Genomic DNA, 19,300 nt, shown 5'->3' with positions numbered 1-19,300 from the left:
AGGAGTTGACGGGTTTGAGCTGCAGTTACGAAAAAGACGGATGCCTGGAGTTGACGTTCCCCGCGGTCGAAACGGCGGCCAGTGCCGGGATCGCCACGCTCAGCGCATGCCTGGCGAAACAGGGCCTGTCCGCCAGCCAGGCAGAAGACGTCAAAATCGCCCTGGCAGAGGCCATCAACAATGTTGTCGAGCATGCCTACGCCAAGGTCGCCCCGGCTGATATTCAGGTCAGTTGCTGCCTGTGTGACGAATATCTTGAAATTGCGATTTCGGACACGGGCGAACCGCTTCCCGGCCTTCGGGTGCCCGACGGCATTCCGGCAAAGATTGAGACCAGCGTACAAAACCTGCCCGAAGGTGGGTTTGGCTGGTTTCTGATCCGCCAACTGACCAGCCATGTCCGCTATGAAAGACGCAACGGCGCAAACCTGCTCTGCCTGCAATTTGATCTCAAAAAGGGGCGCTGAATCGTCACAATAACGCCCCGATCACACCATTGTCGCGCCGCAAACCAATGACAGAAAGTTCTTGTAGCTCAGATAGCTTCCCTCGGCGCCATGCGTCACAGCCCCCACCCAGTGAACGGCGCCGAGGACCTTCTCCCCGAAACGACTGGACAACACGCAGCCTCGCGATACTTTCCCGTGGTTGAAGGGAGAGTTCATCCATGCGCGACTTGCACAAACCCGGCCGTTCCGAGGTCTTGGCCACCAACGGAATGTGTGCCACCTCGCATCCGCTGGCGACCAAAGCGGCGTTGGACATTCTTGGACGCGGCGGCAATGCGATGGATGCGGCAATCGCGGGTGCCGTCTTGCTGGGCATCTGCGAACCGCAGATGACCGGCCTGGGTGGCGATTGCTTTGTTCTCTATAATCGCGCGGGGGAAAACAGTGTGCGTGCCCTGAACGGCTCCGGTCGCGCGGCGGCAGCGGCAGATGCGCAGGTTTTGCGGTCAAAAGGGGTGTCCACCGTCCCCTTGAACACCCCGGATGCGGTGACGATACCCGGCGCTGTAGACGCGTTTTGTCATCTGGCGGAAACCGAAGGCCGGCTGGGCCTGGATGCGATCCTGCAACCTGCCATTGACTATGCCGAGGCAGGCGTTCCCATCGCGCCGCGCGTCGCCTTTGACTGGGCCACCAGTGCTGCAACGCTGCAGGGCGCGGCCCGGTGGCACTATCTGATTGATGGCAAGGTCCCCGTTACCGGGCAGGTTTTCCGCGCACCCGGTCAGGCCGACGTTCTGCGCCGTCTCGCAAAACACGGGCGCGACGCCTTTTATACCGGAGAGATTGCCGATGACATGATTGCGGCGCTGTCATCACTCGGCGGCGTTCAGTCGGCGGACGACTTTGCCAACACGCGGTGTGAGATGACCGAACCCGTCGGCGGCACATACAAAGAGACCGAGTTGATCGAGCACCCGCCGAACGGACAGGGCGCAACCGCGATCCTGCTGCTGAACATCCTGAAGCACTTTGATCTTGCCAGCATGGATCCCCTGGGGGCCGAGCGTGTTCATATCGAAGCTGAAGCCACCAAACTGGCTTATGATGCCCGCAATCGCTTTATCGCCGACCCGGATTATGCAACACGCATGACCCATTTTCTGGCCCCGGAAACGGCCGCCGCACTTGCCACGTTGATCGATCCCCGGCAGGCGATGAAATCCGCGGCACCGCTGACCGAAGCGGTACATAAGGACACGGTTTATATCACGGTCGTCGACAAGGACCGGATGGCCGTTTCGCTGATCTATTCGATTTTCCACAGCTTCGGGTCCGGCATTGCATCAGAGAAGTTTGGTATCCTGCTGCAAAACCGGGGGGCCGGTTTCACTCTGGAAGCTGGCCATCCGAATGAACTGGGGGGCAACAAAAGGCCGATGCACACGATCATTCCCGGCATGTTGCGACAGAATGATCAGATCATGATGCCCTTTGGTGTGATGGGGGGCGCCTATCAACCCACCGGACATGCTCGGTTCCTGTCAAACCTCGTCGATTTCAACTTTGAGCTGCAAGAGGCCATCGATGCGCCGCGCGCCTTCGTGGAGAATGGCGCCTTGAAGGTCGAGCGCGCGTTCTCAGAGCGTACCATGCAACAATTGTCAGAGTACGGGCACATTGTGGAGACAAGGGAAACCCCACTTGGCGGCGCTCAAGCCATCCTGATCCGCGAGGACGGTGTTTTGGAAGGGGCAAGCGATCCACGCAAGGACGGGTGTGCCTTGGGGTACTAGCCCGACGGCACGACTGCCCGCATCCTCAGTTCATCTGAAAGTGCAGCGGATATGAGCCGTCTTCAAAAGGCCCAAACATATCAGGGATATCCGGGTGATCTACCGGCTCGCCGGATTGATCCTCGACCAGATTTTGTTCAGAAACATAAGCCACATAGAAGGATTGATCGTTCTCGGCCAGCAGGTGGTAGAACGGCTGATCCTTTACCGGGCGGCTTTCCTCGGGAATGGCCTGATACCACTCTTCGGTGTTTGCGAATTCCGGGTCGACATCAAAAATCACCCCTCGGAAGGGATGTTTTTTATGACGAACCACCTGACCCAGACGGTACTTGGCTTGTGTCTTTAGCATTGTTTCAGCCCCCAAACCATTTACTACATCTTTCGGAAGGCAATTGCCACTCATTGATCTGAAAATATGGGAAACAGTCTGTGAACTCATTGCTGACGGTGAATATGTTCCGGCCCGACGCAGCGCAGTGCTTAAAGCCACGTTTTGATGAAATTCGGCGCGTTTTACCGAACACACCGGCGCTTTTCTGCTAGCGGCCTGTAACGATTGTGATTTCCCAAAGCGCCCAACTGCGGTACAATGCGCGAAAAAAAGGCACGAGGCACATGAGCAGAATTTTTTTCGTACTCTTTGGGGTGCTGCTTTTGGCATCCTGTGGGGGCGGTTCCAAGCAACCACCCAGCAGATTGAATGACGCGTGCAGTATTGCGCACGAACGTCCAGAATACATAAAGGCTTTCAAAAGCACTGAACGCAAATGGGGCGTGCCTGTTCACGTTCAGATGGCGACCATCTATCAGGAAAGCCGCTATCGCCATGATGCGCGCACCCCGCACCGCTATGTGCTGGGCGTGATCCCGATGGGGCGGCAAAGCAGCGCCTATGGCTACAGTCAGGCGCTGGACGGGACCTGGGACGAATACCAACGCGAAACCGGCAAACGCCGCGCCAAGCGGGATCGCATTCGCGACGCGTCGGATTTCATCGGCTGGTACATGAACAAAAGCTACGAGCGGAACGGCATTCATCCCACCGATACGCGCAACCAGTATCTGGCCTATCACGAGGGTCATACAGGGTATGCGCGCGGCAGCTACAACAGCAAGTCATGGCTGTTGCGGGTCGCCAACGATGTCGATGCGCGGGCGGAACTCTATCAGGCGCAACTGGCTGGCTGTCGCCACTAATCCCAGAGACGGGTCAGCGATCAGCTGACCCGCTTCTTTTGCGGTTGGAGAACAGGCTCTGATCCAGCGCGCCCGCCTCATTCAACGGGCCCAGCAGCACCGTCGTCTGACTGCCGGCATTGTCATGAATCACCCACTTTCGCAGCTCAACCGGATCGCTGGTAAACATCAGCTCAATGCGGCCCGTATCCGGGTTCTTGGGGTCCTGCGCCGTAACAACCGTGGCCGTCCCGTCAAAGTCATGACCAACAACCATGTTGGCCTGACCAAGGTTCACATTCCGCGCCAACACCAGTGACAGCGGCGTACGCCTGAGCGGATACTGCTCGGGGGGCTGGTTGGATTTGGGATCAAAGATCATGACGGTCCCGGCACTGGCCAGAACGACGGCACTGTTGGGCGGGTCATATTCGAACCGCATCTTGCCCGGTCTTTGCAGCCACAGCTTACCGGTGCTGAGCGAGCCATCGTCGTTCACCTGCGTAAACGTCGTTTGCACCGTTTTCATATTGTTCAAATAGTTGGAAATCTGCGACAGCGGCAGCTTCTCAGCGGCCCAGGCCGCAGGCGCAGCCAGAGTTATCGCAAGGGCAAAAGCAATCTGTTTCATACCTGACAGATATGCGTTCTGCCCTTGTTATTAAATATCCTATTGCTCGGGGACGAGGATTTCCCGCTTACCGACGTGATTTGCCGCCGAAACAACGCCTTCGTCTTCCATTTGCTCAACAAGCCGCGCAGCTTTGTTATAGCCGATGGCGAGTTTCCGCTGGATGTAAGAGGTCGAGCATTTGCGATCCTTGATCACAATGGCCACCGCCTGATCATACAAGGCGTCCTCACCGTTGGTGTTGCCACCAGTGCTCAGGCCCAGAACGGCGTCGATATTGTCGGCCTTCTCCTCGGCCGGGCCATCAACCACGCCGCTCATATAGTCCGGCGGGCCGAACTGTTTGAGGTGGTTGACGATCTCTTCGACCTCTTCGTCCGACACAAATGGACCATGGCAGCGGGTGATCTTCGCCCCACCGGCCATATAGAGCATGTCGCCCTGCCCCAGCAGCTGCTCGGCGCCCATCTCACCCAAAATCGTCCGGCTGTCGACTTTTGACGTTACCTGAAACGAAATCCGCGTCGGGAAGTTTGCCTTGATCGTACCCGTGATCACGTCGACCGAGGGGCGTTGTGTCGCCATGATCAGGTGAATACCCGAGGCCCGCGCCATCTGCGCCAGACGCTGGATGCAGGCTTCGATCTCTTTACCTGCAACCATCATCAGGTCGGCCATCTCATCGACGATGACGACGATATAGGGCATCGCTTCGGGTGCGAATTCTTCGGTTTCGAACATCGGCTCGCCGGTTTCATCGTCGAACCCGGTCTGGACCGTGCGGCTGAACATCTCACCCTTGGCCAGCGCATCCTTTACGCGGCCATTGTAGCCGGCGATGTTACGCACGCCCATTTTGGACATCTTGCGATAGCGATCTTCCATCTCGCCCACGACCCATTTCAGGGCCACAACCGCCTTTTTCGGGTCGGTCACAACCGGCGACAGTAGATGCGGGATGCCGTCATAGACCGACAGCTCCAACATCTTGGGGTCGATCATGATCAGGCGGCATTCATCCGGCGTCAGCTTATAAAGCAGCGACAGAATCATCGTGTTGATCGCCACGGATTTACCGGACCCGGTCGTCCCCGCGATCAGCAGGTGAGGCATTTTCGCAAGGTTCGCCACAACAGACTCGCCCCCGATATCCTTGCCCAGCGCCAGGGGCAGCGCGTGGTTGCCGTCGCCAAAGTCCCGGCTGGCGAGGATTTCGCGCAGCACCACCATCTCGCGGTTTTCATTCGGCAGTTCGATGCCAATCACGGAACGTCCCGGAAGGGTCGAAACACGTGCCGACAGCGCCGACATGGATCGCGCGATATCATCCGCCAGACCGATCACGCGGCTGGCTTTCAGGCCGGGCGCGGGTTCCAATTCGTACATGGTGACAACGGGTCCGGGGCGAACGCTAACGATCTCACCCTTGACGCCATAGTCATCCAGCACGTTTTCCAGCATCCGCGCATTTTCCTCCAACGCCTCATCGCTGAGGTGATGGCGCTGAATGCTGGCCGGATTGGACAACAGGCCCAACGGGGGCAGTTCGAAATCCGAATGCCGCTCTTCAAAGGACAATGTCGGCTGTGCCTCGGCCTGCGCACGGCGCGATGGCAGCACGTTGCGGCGCACGGGTTGAGCAACAACGGGCTTGCGCGGCTCTGCCACAGGGATTTTCATCGCCGGTGTCGCCTGTGGCACGGGGGCATCTGCCTCTTCGAACACGGCCTCATCTTCATAATCAGGCTCGGCGATATATTCAGAGGTCTGAGGCTCATCCCAATGCGGTTCAGCGGGAACCGTCAGGGGTGGTTCCGGCGGCAGACCCATGGACGTCAGCGGAGGCTCAGCCGGCAACTCATCAGCCCGTGCTGCATTCAGGATCAGCGGATCGGGACCACGGCCACGCCCCTTGGTCAGCGGCAAGTTGGGATCGGGCTCGGGCGCCATCTCACCGGTTGCAACCTTACGGTTGCGCACTGCTGCCGAAATCTTGGAACGAATACGATCCTCGCCCGGCATCTCATCATAGCCCTGCACCGGATCCGGATCGACAAGTTCGGACTCCATCGCGGGTTCCGGGCGGCGGATCAGAGAAGGCATGCGAGCCAGCAACCCTGTTTTTGGCGCAGGTTCGGGGGTCTCGAACTCAGGCTCTTCAAACACCGGCTCGGCATAGGCCAGATCATCCTCGAACGTCGCCAGTGCAGGTTCAGCCCGCGCTGCTTTGCGTTCATCCCACTGCGCACGCCGCGCGCGCGCGGCCTGAGCGGTGGCAACGGCGCCGCGACCCAAAAGGGTCATCAGCAGATCGTAGGACATCACCAACCCCAGCAGGAACGCCCGAAGTCCGCGCCGGACATCCGCCTTGGTAAAGCCCAGAACAAATACGCCCAGCGCCAGCAACCCAGCAGCCATCGCCAGCGACATCAACTTGACCAGAAAATGAGAGGAAATCGGCAGCAGAGTCAGTAACGCACCCATAACGGTGTCGCCAAACAGCCCCCCCAGCCCATAGCTATGCGTGGCGCGCCATAGCTCGCCGGGCACCAGCGTAGAGGCATAGACCGATACCACAGCAATCCAGATCGGAGCAAAGATCAGACGTGCAACAGCGCGATCTTCACCAAAATGACCCGCAAAGCGGATACCCCAACCGATCAGCACAAGGGCGATGCCCCAGCTGCCCCAACCGACAATCATGAACAGAGGCGCCGCGATGGATGCGCCAATCCGGCCCATCCAGTTCTGGACCGGCGCATCCGTCGACACCATCCAGTTCGGATCGTCCGGCGTATAGGACCAGATCATGGCAGAGGCTGCAAAACCCAGCAGGATCAGCGCAATGCCGATCAGCTCTTTGCTGCGCCGCTCAATTGCGGCCTGTGTCGTACTGTCCAGCAGCGGATTGCGGTTGCGCGCGTTCAATGATGCCATTTTGCCCTCGTACCTCACGAATAGATGCAGTCGCGGAGCGTAATAAGCCCGCGCTGCAACTCTGTTTTTGGGGCCACCATGGCGACCCTTATAAATTCTTCACCCGGGTTCTGCCCCGGTTCGCCTTGCGACAGATATGCGCCCGGCAAAACCCGCACACCGGTCTCTCGCCAAAGCCTCAATGCAATTTGTTCGCCGTTTTCCACCGGCAGCCACAGAAAGAACCCCGCCTCGGGCGGCATGTACCCCTGAACGCCCGCGAACACGTCATCTGCGATGGTGTATTTCTCCTGATAGAGCGCCCGGTTTTCCTGCACATGCGCCTCATCGGCCCAGACCTTTGCCGCAGCCGCCTGAAGCGGCGCAGGCAAGGGTGCGCCCGAATATGACCGCAGCTGCTTAACCCGTTTCAGTGTCTCAGGCCCGCTTGCAATCAAGCCCGAGCGCAGACCAGCAAGGTTCGACCGCTTTGACAGCGAATTGAACAACACAACCCGTCCGGGGTCCGCGCCCAGGTCCTGCGCGACGCTCAGCGCACCGGTGGGGGCCGCGTCGCGATAAATCTCGGAATAGCATTCATCGGCAAAGATGCGGAAATCATACTTTTCCGCCAGTTTGATCAGATCGACCCAATATTCTCGCGATGCAACGGCGCCCTGCGGATTGGCGGGCGAGCAGATATAGGCGATGGCCGTGCGGTTCAGAATATCCTCGGGCAGGCTGGCATAGTCCGGCAAATGCCCGGTCGCCGCTGTGGCCGACACAAAATGAGGTTCCGCCCCCACCGACAGCGTGGCAACCATGTAAACCTGATAAAACGGGTTCGGGCAAAGAATGACGGGTGTTTGCCCGTTTTTCTGCTCGGGGCACAGCGCCATCGCGGCGTTATACAGCCCCTCACGCGTGCCGTTCAGCGCCATCACGTTGGCATCCGGGTCCATCGCGACACCATAGCGGCGCGTGATCCAATCCGCGATGGCGGTCCGCAATTCAAGCGATCCTTCGTTCGGCGGATACCCCTGAAAACCCGCCGCATTTTTGACGATGACATCGGTTACCCATGCGGGAAAGTCGTGCTTGGGTTCGCCAATGGTCATATGCACCACATCACCGCCGGGTTGGTGATGATCCAACAGGGCGCGCAGACGCGGGAATGCATATGCCGGTAGGTTCGAAAACCGCTCGGGGAAATTCATAACTACTGCCTCAATACCGGGATCATTTTCGCCCCGTGTTTTTGGCAGAATACCGTCAGTGCGGACTCACGTCCAGACAAAGAGGTTCCGAATCAGGGGATTGTGGCATTCAGGCCAACGCGTTTTCAGCAGCAGACCCAAGGCGCAGCAGCGCCTCTTCGGACCCCGGATATCCCAGCATCATCAGCCCGCAGCCCGGTTTTTGGGTCGGCAACGTCAGTGCCGCAAGACCCATCAGGTTGCCGATACGGGTATTGCGCAACGACAGCAGGTTCTCGGTGACATAGTATTCGTGGTCAGACATCAGCCGTTCAAGATTCGGTGGCAGAATCGGTGCAGTCGGCGCCAGCACCGCATCAAAGCCAGCCGTCGCCGCATCCCACGCGGCCCTGCACGCCTTGAGGCTGGACCACGCGGCAACATAGTCGGGGCCGGAATACGTCTTGCCGATGCGGAACCGTTCCAGAATTTCGGGGTACATCGCCTCGGGATTGGCTTCGATCACATCGCGCCACAGGCCATAAGCTTCGGTGGTGTAAAGCACCCCAGACAACGCCATCGCATCCGTCAGTTCGGGCACCTCAAGCGGTACAATTTCGGCCCCCGCATCCTGCAGTTTCTGCACGGCATCTTCATAAGCCGCGCGCGGCACATCCCGCAGATCATCTTTTGCCACGGTCTGCAAATCCGCAAACCGGCGCCCTTTGAGCGTCGCACCACGCAGATCGGCCACGGTGCCCCCCTCAAGCAAGGCCAAAAGATGCGCTGCATCTTCGACCGATCGCGCCAGAGGGCCAACGGTATCAAACCTCAGGCAAAGCGGCACGGTGCCTTCAAGACTGACGCGACCGGATGTTGTCTTGAGCCCGACCAGATTGTTCCAGGCCGACGGAATACGCACCGACCCGCCGGTATCCGATCCGATACCCGCCGCGGCCAAACCCCACGCGACCGAGGCCGCCGCCCCCGAGGAAGACCCCCCCGGCACCGCATCAACGTCATCAACACAGGGCGGCGTTTCGGTGACAGGGTTCAGCCCAAGCCCGGAGAAGGCCAGCTCGCTCATATGGGTTTTGCCAAGGCACACGGTCCCCATCGCGGATGCGTTGCGCAACACAACTGCATCCGAATCCGGCACCCGGCCCTTCAACAGGGCCGATCCTGCCTCGGTTTCAATGCCCGCGGTATCAAACAGGTCTTTCCAGCTGATCGGCACGCCATCCAACAGCGAGCGGCGCAATCCCATACCCGCGCGTTCCTTAGCAGCCTTCGCCTCGGTCCGTGCCCGGTCATGCGTGACCCGCACGTAAATTCTGTCCCGATGGGGATGTTCGTCAATCGCTGACAGATAGGTTTCCGTCAGTTCAACCGGATCAATCTGGCCCATGCCAATTCCGCGACCCAGATCACACGCCGTCATGGTAAGCCAATCCTGCATCGCATCCCTCCGGTTTTTGCGCTTTTGCGGACGGTAGCGACAGGACCGCACATGGACAATCCCGAAAGGGCGCGCATATTGCACGATATGACAAATGCTTCGGATATACTGGTTGTTGGTGGGGGCTTGAACGGCCCGGCATTGGCTTTGGCCCTGGCGCAAACCGGGCATTCGGTCACCGTGATTGATGCGCTTGCCGAAAAGGTTCGCAAGAACGCAGCCTTTGACGGGCGCGCCTATGCGCTGGCGCTTGCTTCCCAACGCCTGCTGGATGCCATCGGCGTATGGGAGAGGGTCGCCGAGCACGCCCAGCCGATGCTGGAAATCAAAGTCACCGACGGACATGCCGGGATGGGCCCCTCCCCGTTCTTTATGCATTTCGATCACGCCGAGATCGAAGAAGGCCCGATGGGTTATATGGTCGAGGACCGCCATCTGCGGCGCGCCTTTCTGGACACCATGGCCGAGCAGGAGCGTATTACAACGCTCGATGGCAGAACCGTAACCGCGCAGGACACGGGCCCGACGGGCGCAACCGTGACACTGGATGACGAGTCCACGCTGACCGGGCAATTGCTTGTCGGATGCGACGGGCGGCGCAGCGGCACCGCCGTGCGGGCACGCATCAAACGCGCCGGATGGGAATATGGCCAGACCGCGCTGGTCTGCGCGATCAAACACGAGCTGCCACATCACGGCATCGCGCACCAGTTCTTTATGCCGCCGGGGCCGCTGGCCATCCTGCCCCTGACGGGCAACCGCAGCTCTATCGTGTGGAGCGAGCGCACCGAGACCGCCCAGCAAATCAACGCCTTGCCCGACGCTGAATATCTGCAGGTGCTGCGCCCGCGATTTGGCGATTTTCTGGGTGAGATACGCTTGCAAGGTGAACGTTTCACCTATCCCCTGAACCTCACCATCGCGAACGCGTTCATATCTGATCGGCTTGCGCTGGTTGGGGATGCGGCGCATGGGATGCACCCAATTGCCGGGCAAGGGCTGAACGCCGGGCTGCGTGATGTTGGGGCTTTGGCCGAGGTTCTGACCCTGGCCGGGCGCCGGGGTGAGGATATCGGCTCGATGCTGGTGCTGGAGCGCTATCAGGAATGGCGCCGGTTCGATACGGCATCGCTGGCGATGGCGACCGATGTGTTTAACAAGCTGTTTTCCAACGACAACCCGATCCTGCGAATGGGCCGCGACATCGGTATGGGAATCGTCGGATCACTGCCCGGATTGCGCCGTGGCTTTGTACGCGAGGCCGCAGGTTTGACCGGCGACCTGCCCAAACTGCTGCAAGGCCGCGCGATCTAGTCCAGCGCGCGCGCCTCATCCACCAGCATCACCGGGATGCCGTTGCGGATCGGAAAGGCAAGACCGGCGGCTTTGGACACAAGCTCTTGCCGTTCAGCATCATAGCGCAGCGTCGTATGGGTCTGCGGGCAGATCAGTGCCTCAAGCATATGCCGGTCAAATGCAAATTCAGGTTCGGTCATTGCAGTGTTTCCTCGTTTGATCCGCCACGCAGGGCGTATTCGATCAAAGTTACCAATGTTTCGCGCCGCGTCTGCAGGCAGGGTGCCTCAAGTAGGGCTTGTTTGTCTTCTGGGTTGAAATCCAGCAGCATCGACAGAGAGTTGACCAGCAACTCGTCATCCGCGTCCTTCAACGTCTCCCAATCCGTCGAAAGCTGCCGTGATGAGAAAAACCGCTCGAGCAGGTTCAGGAACCGCTGCCGATTGAAACTGTCATCCCGCTCGGCCTTGCCCAGATCACGTTCGAAGCCACCCCATGACACAGTACAACGGCGATACGGTGTAAAACCATCCAGCTCTGATTTGACCCGAAAGCGTGAAATGCCTGTCAGAGTGATCAGGTATCGCCCGTCCTCGGTTTCAGAAAACTGCGTCACGCGACCGGCACACCCGATCTGATGCAGCTTGTCGTCACTCCCCTGACAGCGGTTCGGCTGCACCATCGCAATGAGCCTCTCTTGCGTTTTCAGCGCATCGTCCAGCATTTGCAGGTATCTAGGCTCGAAAATATGCAAGGGCAAACGGGATCGCGGCAACAGCAGCGCACCGGGCAAAGGAAAAACGGACACCGTATCCGGCAGGTCAGCGGGATGCATCATGTACCCGAGTGTAGCCTTGATCAGGAATTAGGCAAATATCATCGAGCTGAGCTTGCGCCGCCCGTTCAGAACAATCGGGTCGTTGGGTTTGAGCGCATCGAAGATTGTAAACAGCTGCGCCTTGGCCGCCCCGTCGTTCCATTCACGGTCACGACGGAACAGGTCCAGCAACTGCGCGACCGCTTCCTCGACATCGCCATTGGCATGCAAGGCCTGCGCCAAATCAAACCGCGCCTGATGATTGTCAGGCTCTGCCTCGACCGCGGCGGTCAGTTCGGCCACCGGACCAGCATCTGCAGCCTGCTTAGCCAGTTCAAGCTGTGCATGCGCCGCCTCAAGCTCGGGGGAGTTTGAAATCTCGGCAGGGGCGCCATTCAGGATCGCCTCGGCCTGCTCCATGTCGCCCAATGCGATATGCGACCGCACCAGACCACCATAGGCACCGGCATGGTTGGGGTCTTCGCCCAGAATCGCGGCAAAGGTTTGCGCGGCATCAACAGCGGCACCTTCGGTCAGCATTTCCTTGGCGGCTTGCACCGCATCGTCCAGCTGGCCGCCCGGGCTTTCGCCGCCCGCGGCTTCGATCACACGGTCCACAAAGGCCTTGATCTCGGACCCGGACTGCGCGCCCTGGAACCCATCAACGGGCTGGCCTTTGTAAAACGCATAGACGGTTGGAATCGACTGAATGCGCATCTGCGAGGCAATCATCTGCGCCTCGTCCACATTGATCTTAACCATCTTGACCGCACCTTTGGCGGCGGTCACCGCCTCTTCCAGCATGGGGCCAAGCGTTTTGCAGGGGCCGCACCAGGGTGCCCAGAAATCCACGACAACCGGAATGTGCTGCGATGCTTCAACCACGTCGGCCATAAATGTGGCCTCGCTCCCATCTTTGATGAGGTCGGTGGCATCGGGGCTGGCTGCGCCGTTCAGAAGGTCCATAACAATCACTCTCCGGTTCGAACTTGCGCCCTATATGCAACCACACCGCGCGGAAACCAAGGGCCGAGTTCTAATTCGCGCTTTGATCAAACGTCGAAGGTTGCGAAAACAGGCGCATGATCGCTGGGCTTTTCCCAGCCGCGCGCCGAACGCAGAATGCGGCTGGAATGCCCCGCATTCGAGATATCAGGCGTTGCCCAGACGTGATCTAAACGCCGTCCTTTGTCTGCAGCATCCCAATCGCGGGCACGGTAAGACCACCAGCTATAAAGCTGCCCTTCGGGGATATCCTGCCGCGTGATGTCAACCCAGCCACCGGCATCTTGCGTTTCGGCCAATTGCTCGACCTCGATGGGCGTGTGCGAGACCACTTTCAACAACTGCTTATGGGACCAGACATCATCTTCGCGCGGGGCGATATTCAGGTCACCCACCAGAATGGCCTTTTCCGGTTTTTCTGCATGGAACCAATCACGCATGTCGGTGAGGTAATCCAGCTTTTGCCCGAATTTCTCGTTCACCTCTCGATCGGGCACATCACCACCGGCAGGGACGTAGAAATTGTGAATCGTCACACCGTTCTCAAGCCGCCCCGCGATATGACGCGCATGACCCAGCCCTGCGAAATCCTTGTCGCCGATTTCTTCCATCGAAAGGCGCGACAGGATGGCGACTCCGTTATATCCCTTTTGCCCGCGTGCAATCATGTGCGTGTACCCCAGCGCGGCAAACCCTTCGGTTGGGATCTTGTCGACCGGGGATTTACACTCTTGCAGGCACAGCACATCAGGTGCTTCTTCCTCGAGCAATTTCAGCACGATAGGTTCGCGCAGACGAACCGAATTGATGTTCCAGGTGGCAAGAGTGAAAGGCATATCTTGGGAATCCTCTATCGCGGTTGGGATAACCTAACGTGGGGCATGATGGTGCGCCATCGGAAATCAAACGGGGGCTTGTCCATGTGGACGCGCACCACCTCTACGCCGGGTACCCTGTGGACTGAGGCGCGTCATCGCAGATGTCGTACCACCCCGGCTTCTCCGAAACGAATTCATGAAACCGAACCGAGAGATTGATGTCGGTATCCAATGCATTTGCAGCAATTGGAAAGCTGTCATCTTCGGACAGAATTTCACCCAGCGATGAACCACAAGTCCCACAAAAGCATCGGTTGTATTTATAGGGCGCACCGGGGCGGTAGATCGAAACGTGCTCTTTGCCCTTCACCCAGACCAGGTCTTGTTTCTTTATAAAGACAATAGTGCTGGCCCCGGCCTTGCGGCATCGCGAACAATGACAAGTTCCCATCGTCGAGGGTTCCGTTTTCAATTGGAATCCGACAGCGCCGCAACAACAGCTTCCTTCAATCATCCCGTAGCTCCAAGTGTCAAAAATACTAAGAACATTACAAGAACACGGCGATTAACACAACAGTAACCTGATCTTAGCGAGGCCCGTCCTCTCCGCCATTTGGCAAAAAAAGGCCGGGCCAAAGGCCCGGCAGTCCAACAGGGAGGTGCATGTCATAACCCGGACATGCACGGGTTGGGAGCAACTTTAATATGAATACAGAGTATCACTTTGATCCAAGTCAATCCAGTTCCAGTTAAGAAACGAGCCTATATCCACCTGACTCTGTGACCAAAAGGCGCGCATTCGAGGGATCGGGTTCGATTTTCTGACGCAAACGATAGATATGTGTCTCAAGCGTGTGAGTGGTGACACCGGCATTATATCCCCACACCTCATGCAGCAGCACATCGCGCGCCACCACGCCGTCGGTCGAACGATACAGGAACTTGAGAATGTTGGTTTCTTTCTCGGTCAGGCGAATCTTGCGATCCTCTTCGGTGATCAGCATCTTCATGGCTGGCTTGAAGGTATAAGGCCCAAGCACAAAAACCGCATCTTCGGACTGTTCATGCTGACGCAGCTGGGCACGGATGCGGGCAAGCAGAACCGGGAATTTGAACGGTTTCGAGACATAGTCATTGGCGCCAGCATCTAGGCCCAGGATCGTATCCGCATCGCTGTCATGGCCTGTCAGCATCAGAATGGGGCTTTTGACACCCTGCTTACGCATCAGGCGGCACAGCTCGCGCCCGTCTGTATCAGGAAGGCCAACATCAAGAATAACCAGATCATAGATAGCTTCACGGGCCCGCTCCATCGCGGATTGACCGTCATGCGCCTCAAACACATCGAAGTCCTCGGTCATCACCAGTTGCTCGCTGAGCGCTTCGCGCAGGTCTTCGTCGTCATCCACCAACAGGATTTTCTTGAGCTGTGCCATATCCACGTCCTCCTAAGCCTTTTGCATCAATTGCGCGCGGACCACGCAATCAGCAAGCTTTGCTGCAATCGTCTCACGGCCTCGTGTCTATCACGGCGGAAATGTTTCACATTTCCTGCAGAACGAGTTACGAGAATGCCTGAACGTTACAGGGTAACACAGAATGAGTCTTATTCCCGATATCACGGAATTGCTGGCGCGCGCCCGCGCCGACCTACGCATGGGCGTACCAGTGGCGCTGACCGACGACAGCGGGCACAGTGTATTAGCGCTGGCGTCAGAAACGCTGACCCCGCAACGCCTGGCAGATATCCGAGGGCTTGATGGTGATCCGGTCGTTGCGATCACCGGACGGCGGGCCGAAACCCTCAAGGCGCGCGCCTATGATGGCGATCTGGCGCGCGTGGTTATCCCCTCTGACGCAGATATCGCCTGGGTGCAGGCCGTTGCTGACCCTTCCGATGATCTAAGCACCCCGATGAAGGGGCCATTGATGACGGAAAGGCAGGGCAATGCCAATTTGCATCGCGTAGCAATTGTGCTAACCAAATCCGCGCGTCTTCTGCCCTCTGCCGTGGTGATCTCGGTTGAAGATGGTCCCGTTTTTGCCGCCGCGCACGGCCTGACCCATGTTGATCATACGCGCGCGGCTCCGCATTTGACTGATCGCAGCACCCTGCACGCGGTGGTCGCCGCCCGCCTGCCGATGGAGGTGTCCGAGGCGGGGCGGCTGCACGTTTTTCGCCCCGAAGACGGTGGTGAAGAACATTATGCCGTCGAAATTGGGCAACCTGATCGCAACAAACCCGTCCTTGCACGGCTGCATTCTGCCTGCTTCACAGGTGATCTGATGGGAAGCCTGAAATGTGACTGCGGGCCACAGTTGCGCGGCGCGCTGACCCAGATGGGCACCGAGGGCGCAGGTGTTCTGCTGTATCTGAACCAGGAAGGTCGCGGCATCGGCCTGGCAAACAAAATGCGCGCTTATTTCCTGCAGGATCAGGGGTTTGACACCGTTGAGGCCAACCACCGGCTCGGGTTTGAGGATGACGAACGCGATTTCCGCGTTGGGTCGGACATTCTGAAATCGCTTGGATTTCGTTCGGTACGGCTGCTCACCAACAATCCTGCCAAAATCGCAATGATGGAACGCACCGGCATCGCAGTGACAGAACGCGTCCCCCTCAAGGTTGGTGAAACGGCTCATAATCGCGGGTATCTGGCGACCAAAGCGGCCAAGTCAGGCCATTTGCTGTGAGGCCACACGATCTGGTCCTCACACCAAATGGGGTGCGATTTCGCGGATATCGGTTCCCCTGTTCAATCGGCAAGGGCGGCCTGAGCCGCAACAAACAGGAAGGTGACGGCGCGACACCAACAGGGGTCCACCGGATCGCCGGAATGCTGTTTCGCCCAGATCGCATCCCACCGCCGGCGCGCTGGGCACGCCCCATCGGCCCCAATGACCTTTGGTCAGACGATGTCGCAGATCGCGATTACAATCATTTGGTCAGAGCGCCGCACACGTTTAGCCACGAAAAGCTGCGCCGCGCTGACCCTCTATATGATCTGGTTCTGATGACGGACTGGAACTGGCCCAATGCTGTGCCGGGGCATGGCTCTGCCATCTTTATCCACCAATGGCGCCGTCCGGGTTATCCCACCGAAGGGTGCCTGGCGTTTCGCCGGGATCATTTGCACTGGATCGCACAGCATATCGAACCCGGCACCCGCGTGATCATTCCGCCGGCTTAACCCGCTCACCAAAGATCGCGGACCCGACGCGTACATGGGTTGCCCCCAACGCGATAGCCACTTCAAAATCACCGCTCATCCCCATGGACAGCCCCTGCAAACCGTTGCGCGTTGCAATCTTGGACAGCAGCGCAAAATGAAGCGAAGCCTCCTCGTCCACCGGCGGAATACACATGAGCCCGCGAACGGGCAGGTCCAGACTGCGACATTCCGCAACAAACCCATCCGCATCAGCAGGCATAACACCAGCCTTTTGCTGTTCTTCGCCGGTGTTGATCTGGATGAACAGATCCGGGCATGCGCCAGTTTCCTGCGCTAGTCGGGCAAGCGTCTTCGCAAGTTTCGGACGGTCGACGGAGTGAATAGCGTCGCAGAGCTCCATCGCCTGTTTGGCTTTGTTAGTCTGCAACGGCCCGATAAGATGCAGATCAATATCTGCGAAGTGCGCCCTGAAATCGGGCCACTTAGCCGACGCCTCCTGCACACGGTTTTCACCAAAACAGCGGTGCCCTTGTTCCAGGACGGCCTCAACACGATCGTTGGGCTGCACTTTGGAAACCGCGACCAGCTTCACTGATCCCGCCGGGCGACCGGCTGCGTTTTCGGCTGCTGCGATACGGGTGGTGATGTCCTGCAGAGACATGACGCTCCTCAATCTGTTCCTCGCGCAGAGAAACACTAAGTTAGCGCAAAAGAAAAGGGCAGGCCCGAAGACCTGCCCTTGAACCTTGTGGTTCAGATCAACTTAGAAGTTGAACTGAGCACCGAAGTCCGCACGCAGCTGACCGTCAGCGCTGCCGACTTTGCTGTTGCCGATACCACCGCGCAGCGATGCACCGCCACCCAGGTCGTAGATGGCACCGATGCCGTACTGCTGGGTGTCGCCATCAGCCGAACCGTCACCGTAAGCGAAGGTCAGAGTAGTCGCGGCGCCCAGGTTGTAGGCTGCCGACAGACCCCAAACGGTGCCGTCGGTTGCTTCACCAGCGCTGTTTGCAGCTGTATCTTCTTCGTCACCAATGAACAGGGTGCCCGAGAAGTCACCAAATTCTGCACCCAGGGTCAGAACCAGCAGGCTCGGGTCAGCGCCAGTGTTGCTGTCGGTCTGACCATAGGCCAGAGCGGCGGTGATGTTGTCGAAGGTGTAGGTTGCGCTGATGTCCCACTGATCGGCACCGCTCAGGGCGGCGTTACCATTGTTCGTGGTGTTTTGGTCATAAGACGCACCAAACGCGAAGTCACCAACGGCGTACTGGAAGAATACAGCGTTAGCACCTGCGCCAGTCGACGAGTAGGCCAGGAAGTCATAGTCAACGCCCGAGTACTGGCCGATGAAGTTTTCCAGACCAGGCTCGTTACCGTAGTAGTTTGCCAGGTTGTCGAAAGCACCCGCAACGTTGCCGGCGTCAACACGCAGACCACCATAGATGACCGAGAAACGCGCGCCGTTCAGACCAGCTGCGTTAGCTTCGCCAGTGCTGGCGTTTTCGTCAGCTTGCAGGCGAACACGACCTTCAAAGCGAACGCCGTTGTCTGTTTCGACGATGCCGTCGATGTTCAGACGGAAGCGCGAGACCAGGATGGTGTCATCGATGTTGTCGTTGGTTGTCGAGCGATCCTCGAGATAACCAATACCAAAGCGGCCGTAACCGCCGAGCTTAACTTCGGCCGCTGCAACACTTGCGGTTGCGATCAGTGCGGTCGATGCGAAGAGAACTTTTTTCATCTTGTTTCCCTCGGTTTCAAAAAATTATCTACTCGACACATGCATGCTGCATATGTCTCAGCACGGACATCGTTTCGCTCTTTTCCCCCCCAAAGCGCAAGCATGGCATAAAAGGCGGGACGTCATTCGGGCCGAATTGGTGCAAGGATGCCACAGTGGCGTCAGGTGAAACTCGGCCCGAAAACTGACTTGATCCGCCAGCCACTGCCTGTCGCGCAGATATGTATGGGAAGATTAGGGTTGTTGCAGGACTTCTCCTTCTCTAGGAGTATCCATCAAACACGGCACAACTAGTGAAACAGGACCTGCAACGATGCGCCTGCTGACGATTTTGGGTTTGATCATAATAACGGGAACTATTGCGTCTTGTGGGCGCAACCGATCGGGACCTCCAGAATATAATCCAAAATCACTCGGTGGTGGCCCTTCGGCCGAAGCAGAGTTGGACGATCCGAATCGTTCAACCATCTGGGATTTGTTTGGCCCCAACAACAGCGAACAGACCACGCAGGTAAACAGGTACCTCTGGAGCGCCTCTCTCGATGTTCTAAATTTCCTGCCCGTGCAGGAAGTCGATCCGTTTACAGGTGTAATCGTAACGGGTTACGGGACCCCGCCCGGTGGCGGCCGGTCCTATCGCGCAACTGTCCACATCAGTGATCCCGCCCTCGCGGCGCGTTCGCTGTCAGTTTCGCTGCAGACCAGCGGTGGTGCCCCGGTCAGTGCGACTACAACCCGCGCAGTTGAAGACGCAATACTTTCGCGCGCGCGGCAGCTACGCATCGCGGACAACAAGCTCTAGAAACCCGCCGAAATTCACA

The 19,300-nt window shown here is 58.3% G+C and carries 20 protein-coding genes; 7 read left to right on the top strand and 13 right to left on the bottom strand.

Going from position 1 to position 19,300, the window contains the following annotated elements:
* Positions 1-50: 50 nt before the first annotated feature.
* Positions 51-467 carry an ATP-binding protein gene (locus tag ACR0I7_RS10005; RefSeq protein ID WP_480510534.1) on the top strand — a complete coding sequence of 139 codons (417 nt, stop codon included), beginning with the start codon at positions 51-53 and terminating at the stop codon, positions 465-467.
* Between the two features lie 200 nt (positions 468-667).
* Positions 668-2,245, top strand: a complete 1,578-nt coding sequence (locus ACR0I7_RS10000) for a gamma-glutamyltransferase family protein (RefSeq protein ID WP_480510532.1) — start codon at positions 668-670, stop codon at positions 2,243-2,245.
* Positions 2,246-2,270: 25 nt separating this feature from the next.
* Here ACR0I7_RS10000 and hspQ read toward each other — a convergent pair whose 3' ends face one another.
* A complete protein-coding gene (gene hspQ, locus ACR0I7_RS09995) occupies positions 2,271-2,597 on the bottom strand; it encodes a heat shock protein HspQ (protein WP_480510530.1) in 327 nt (108 codons plus the stop codon).
* Positions 2,598-2,863: 266 nt separating this feature from the next.
* On the opposite strand from hspQ, the gene ACR0I7_RS09990 reads away from it, so the two are divergent.
* On the top strand, positions 2,864-3,445 hold the full coding sequence (locus tag ACR0I7_RS09990) for a transglycosylase SLT domain-containing protein (protein WP_480510528.1): 582 nt from the start codon (positions 2,864-2,866) through the stop codon (positions 3,443-3,445).
* A gap of 13 nt (positions 3,446-3,458) precedes the next feature.
* Here the strand turns inward: ACR0I7_RS09990 and ACR0I7_RS09985 are convergent, their stop codons facing one another.
* From ACR0I7_RS09985 to ACR0I7_RS09970, 4 genes are all read right to left on the bottom strand, one after another.
* Positions 3,459-4,055: a LolA family protein gene (locus ACR0I7_RS09985; protein WP_480510526.1), complete on the bottom strand. Its 597-nt coding sequence runs from the start codon at positions 4,053-4,055 to the stop codon at positions 3,459-3,461.
* Positions 4,056-4,094: 39 nt separating this feature from the next.
* Positions 4,095-6,992 (bottom strand): DNA translocase FtsK, encoded by a 2,898-nt coding sequence (locus ACR0I7_RS09980; RefSeq protein ID WP_480510524.1) that lies wholly within the window; start codon positions 6,990-6,992, stop codon positions 4,095-4,097.
* 14 nt (positions 6,993-7,006) lie between these two features.
* On the bottom strand, positions 7,007-8,188 hold the full coding sequence (locus ACR0I7_RS09975) for an aminotransferase class I/II-fold pyridoxal phosphate-dependent enzyme (RefSeq protein WP_480510522.1): 1,182 nt from the start codon (positions 8,186-8,188) through the stop codon (positions 7,007-7,009).
* Between the two features lie 109 nt (positions 8,189-8,297).
* Positions 8,298-9,626: an amidase gene (locus tag ACR0I7_RS09970; protein WP_480510520.1), complete on the bottom strand. Its 1,329-nt coding sequence runs from the start codon at positions 9,624-9,626 to the stop codon at positions 8,298-8,300.
* Between the two features lie 51 nt (positions 9,627-9,677).
* Here ACR0I7_RS09970 and ACR0I7_RS09965 point away from each other — a divergent pair, with 51 nt between their 5' ends.
* A complete protein-coding gene (locus ACR0I7_RS09965; RefSeq protein WP_480510518.1) occupies positions 9,678-10,940 on the top strand; it encodes an FAD-dependent monooxygenase in 1,263 nt (420 codons plus the stop codon).
* Here the strand turns inward: ACR0I7_RS09965 and ACR0I7_RS09960 are convergent.
* The 6 genes from ACR0I7_RS09960 to ACR0I7_RS09935 form a co-directional block, all read right to left on the bottom strand.
* On the bottom strand, positions 10,937-11,122 hold the full coding sequence (locus tag ACR0I7_RS09960) for a Trm112 family protein (protein WP_480510516.1): 186 nt from the start codon (positions 11,120-11,122) through the stop codon (positions 10,937-10,939). The two genes, ACR0I7_RS09965 and ACR0I7_RS09960, sit on opposite strands and share 4 nt — an antisense overlap.
* A complete protein-coding gene (locus ACR0I7_RS09955) occupies positions 11,119-11,760 on the bottom strand; it encodes an LON peptidase substrate-binding domain-containing protein (RefSeq protein WP_480510515.1) in 642 nt (213 codons plus the stop codon). The genes ACR0I7_RS09960 and ACR0I7_RS09955 overlap by 4 nt, the downstream gene beginning before the upstream one ends.
* A 27-nt stretch (positions 11,761-11,787) precedes the next feature.
* Complete coding sequence (gene trxA, locus ACR0I7_RS09950; RefSeq protein ID WP_480510513.1) at positions 11,788-12,705, bottom strand: thioredoxin; 918 nt, start codon at positions 12,703-12,705, stop codon at positions 11,788-11,790.
* A gap of 86 nt (positions 12,706-12,791) precedes the next feature.
* On the bottom strand, positions 12,792-13,580 hold the full coding sequence (locus ACR0I7_RS09945) for an exodeoxyribonuclease III (protein ID WP_480510511.1): 789 nt from the start codon (positions 13,578-13,580) through the stop codon (positions 12,792-12,794).
* A gap of 103 nt (positions 13,581-13,683) precedes the next feature.
* Positions 13,684-14,076, bottom strand: a complete 393-nt coding sequence (locus ACR0I7_RS09940; RefSeq protein WP_480510509.1) for a GFA family protein — start codon at positions 14,074-14,076, stop codon at positions 13,684-13,686.
* 235 nt (positions 14,077-14,311) lie between these two features.
* Positions 14,312-14,998 carry a response regulator transcription factor gene (locus ACR0I7_RS09935; RefSeq protein WP_058283107.1) on the bottom strand — a complete coding sequence of 229 codons (687 nt, stop codon included), beginning with the start codon at positions 14,996-14,998 and terminating at the stop codon, positions 14,312-14,314.
* 163 nt (positions 14,999-15,161) lie between these two features.
* Between ACR0I7_RS09935 and ribA the strand changes: the two genes are divergently transcribed.
* The gene (ribA, locus tag ACR0I7_RS09930; protein ID WP_480510507.1) at positions 15,162-16,256 is read left to right on the top strand and encodes a GTP cyclohydrolase II; all 1,095 of its coding nucleotides are present in this window, start codon (positions 15,162-15,164) and stop codon (positions 16,254-16,256) included.
* Positions 16,253-16,753, top strand: a complete 501-nt coding sequence (locus ACR0I7_RS09925; RefSeq protein WP_480510505.1) for a L,D-transpeptidase family protein — start codon at positions 16,253-16,255, stop codon at positions 16,751-16,753. Before ribA ends, ACR0I7_RS09925 begins: the two co-directional genes overlap by 4 nt.
* On the opposite strand, the gene ACR0I7_RS09920 is transcribed toward ACR0I7_RS09925, so the two are convergent.
* Both ACR0I7_RS09920 and ACR0I7_RS09915 read right to left on the bottom strand, forming a co-directional pair.
* Positions 16,737-17,396: a YggS family pyridoxal phosphate-dependent enzyme gene (locus ACR0I7_RS09920; protein WP_480510503.1), complete on the bottom strand. Its 660-nt coding sequence runs from the start codon at positions 17,394-17,396 to the stop codon at positions 16,737-16,739. The two genes, ACR0I7_RS09925 and ACR0I7_RS09920, sit on opposite strands and share 17 nt — an antisense overlap.
* Before the next feature lie 102 nt (positions 17,397-17,498).
* A complete protein-coding gene (locus ACR0I7_RS09915) occupies positions 17,499-18,479 on the bottom strand; it encodes a porin (RefSeq protein WP_480510502.1) in 981 nt (326 codons plus the stop codon).
* A gap of 313 nt (positions 18,480-18,792) precedes the next feature.
* On the opposite strand from ACR0I7_RS09915, the gene ACR0I7_RS09910 reads away from it, so the two are divergent.
* Positions 18,793-19,281 carry a DUF3576 domain-containing protein gene (locus ACR0I7_RS09910; RefSeq protein WP_480510500.1) on the top strand — a complete coding sequence of 163 codons (489 nt, stop codon included), beginning with the start codon at positions 18,793-18,795 and terminating at the stop codon, positions 19,279-19,281.
* The last annotated feature ends 19 nt before the right edge of the window (positions 19,282-19,300 follow it).

It is taken from the genome of Ruegeria sp. AM1, assembly GCF_056540745.1.
This window is presented reverse-complemented; position numbering and strand designations above follow the sequence as displayed.

What these genes read in the sequence shown, in the direction of transcription:
- ACR0I7_RS10000 (WP_480510532.1), top strand. Translation starts at nt 668, where the DNA reads ATGCGCGACTTGCACAAACCCGGCCGTTCCGAGGTCTTGGCCACCAAC.
- hspQ (WP_480510530.1), bottom strand. Translation starts at nt 2,597, where the DNA reads ATGCTAAAGACACAAGCCAAGTACCGTCTGGGTCAGGTGGTTCGTCAT.
- ACR0I7_RS09990 (WP_480510528.1), top strand. Translation starts at nt 2,864, where the DNA reads ATGAGCAGAATTTTTTTCGTACTCTTTGGGGTGCTGCTTTTGGCATCC.
- ACR0I7_RS09985 (WP_480510526.1), bottom strand. Translation starts at nt 4,055, where the DNA reads ATGAAACAGATTGCTTTTGCCCTTGCGATAACTCTGGCTGCGCCTGCG.
- ACR0I7_RS09980 (WP_480510524.1), bottom strand. Translation starts at nt 6,992, where the DNA reads ATGGCATCATTGAACGCGCGCAACCGCAATCCGCTGCTGGACAGTACG.
- ACR0I7_RS09975 (WP_480510522.1), bottom strand. Translation starts at nt 8,188, where the DNA reads ATGAATTTCCCCGAGCGGTTTTCGAACCTACCGGCATATGCATTCCCG.
- ACR0I7_RS09970 (WP_480510520.1), bottom strand. Translation starts at nt 9,626, where the DNA reads ATGCAGGATTGGCTTACCATGACGGCGTGTGATCTGGGTCGCGGAATT.
- ACR0I7_RS09965 (WP_480510518.1), top strand. Translation starts at nt 9,678, where the DNA reads ATGGACAATCCCGAAAGGGCGCGCATATTGCACGATATGACAAATGCT.
- ACR0I7_RS09960 (WP_480510516.1), bottom strand. Translation starts at nt 11,122, where the DNA reads ATGACCGAACCTGAATTTGCATTTGACCGGCATATGCTTGAGGCACTG.
- ACR0I7_RS09955 (WP_480510515.1), bottom strand. Translation starts at nt 11,760, where the DNA reads ATGATGCATCCCGCTGACCTGCCGGATACGGTGTCCGTTTTTCCTTTG.
- trxA (WP_480510513.1), bottom strand. Translation starts at nt 12,705, where the DNA reads ATGGACCTTCTGAACGGCGCAGCCAGCCCCGATGCCACCGACCTCATC.
- ACR0I7_RS09945 (WP_480510511.1), bottom strand. Translation starts at nt 13,580, where the DNA reads ATGCCTTTCACTCTTGCCACCTGGAACATCAATTCGGTTCGTCTGCGC.
- ACR0I7_RS09940 (WP_480510509.1), bottom strand. Translation starts at nt 14,076, where the DNA reads ATGATTGAAGGAAGCTGTTGTTGCGGCGCTGTCGGATTCCAATTGAAA.
- ACR0I7_RS09935 (WP_058283107.1), bottom strand. Translation starts at nt 14,998, where the DNA reads ATGGCACAGCTCAAGAAAATCCTGTTGGTGGATGACGACGAAGACCTG.
- ribA (WP_480510507.1), top strand. Translation starts at nt 15,162, where the DNA reads ATGAGTCTTATTCCCGATATCACGGAATTGCTGGCGCGCGCCCGCGCC.
- ACR0I7_RS09920 (WP_480510503.1), bottom strand. Translation starts at nt 17,396, where the DNA reads ATGTCTCTGCAGGACATCACCACCCGTATCGCAGCAGCCGAAAACGCA.
- ACR0I7_RS09915 (WP_480510502.1), bottom strand. Translation starts at nt 18,479, where the DNA reads ATGAAAAAAGTTCTCTTCGCATCGACCGCACTGATCGCAACCGCAAGT.
- ACR0I7_RS09910 (WP_480510500.1), top strand. Translation starts at nt 18,793, where the DNA reads ATGCGCCTGCTGACGATTTTGGGTTTGATCATAATAACGGGAACTATT.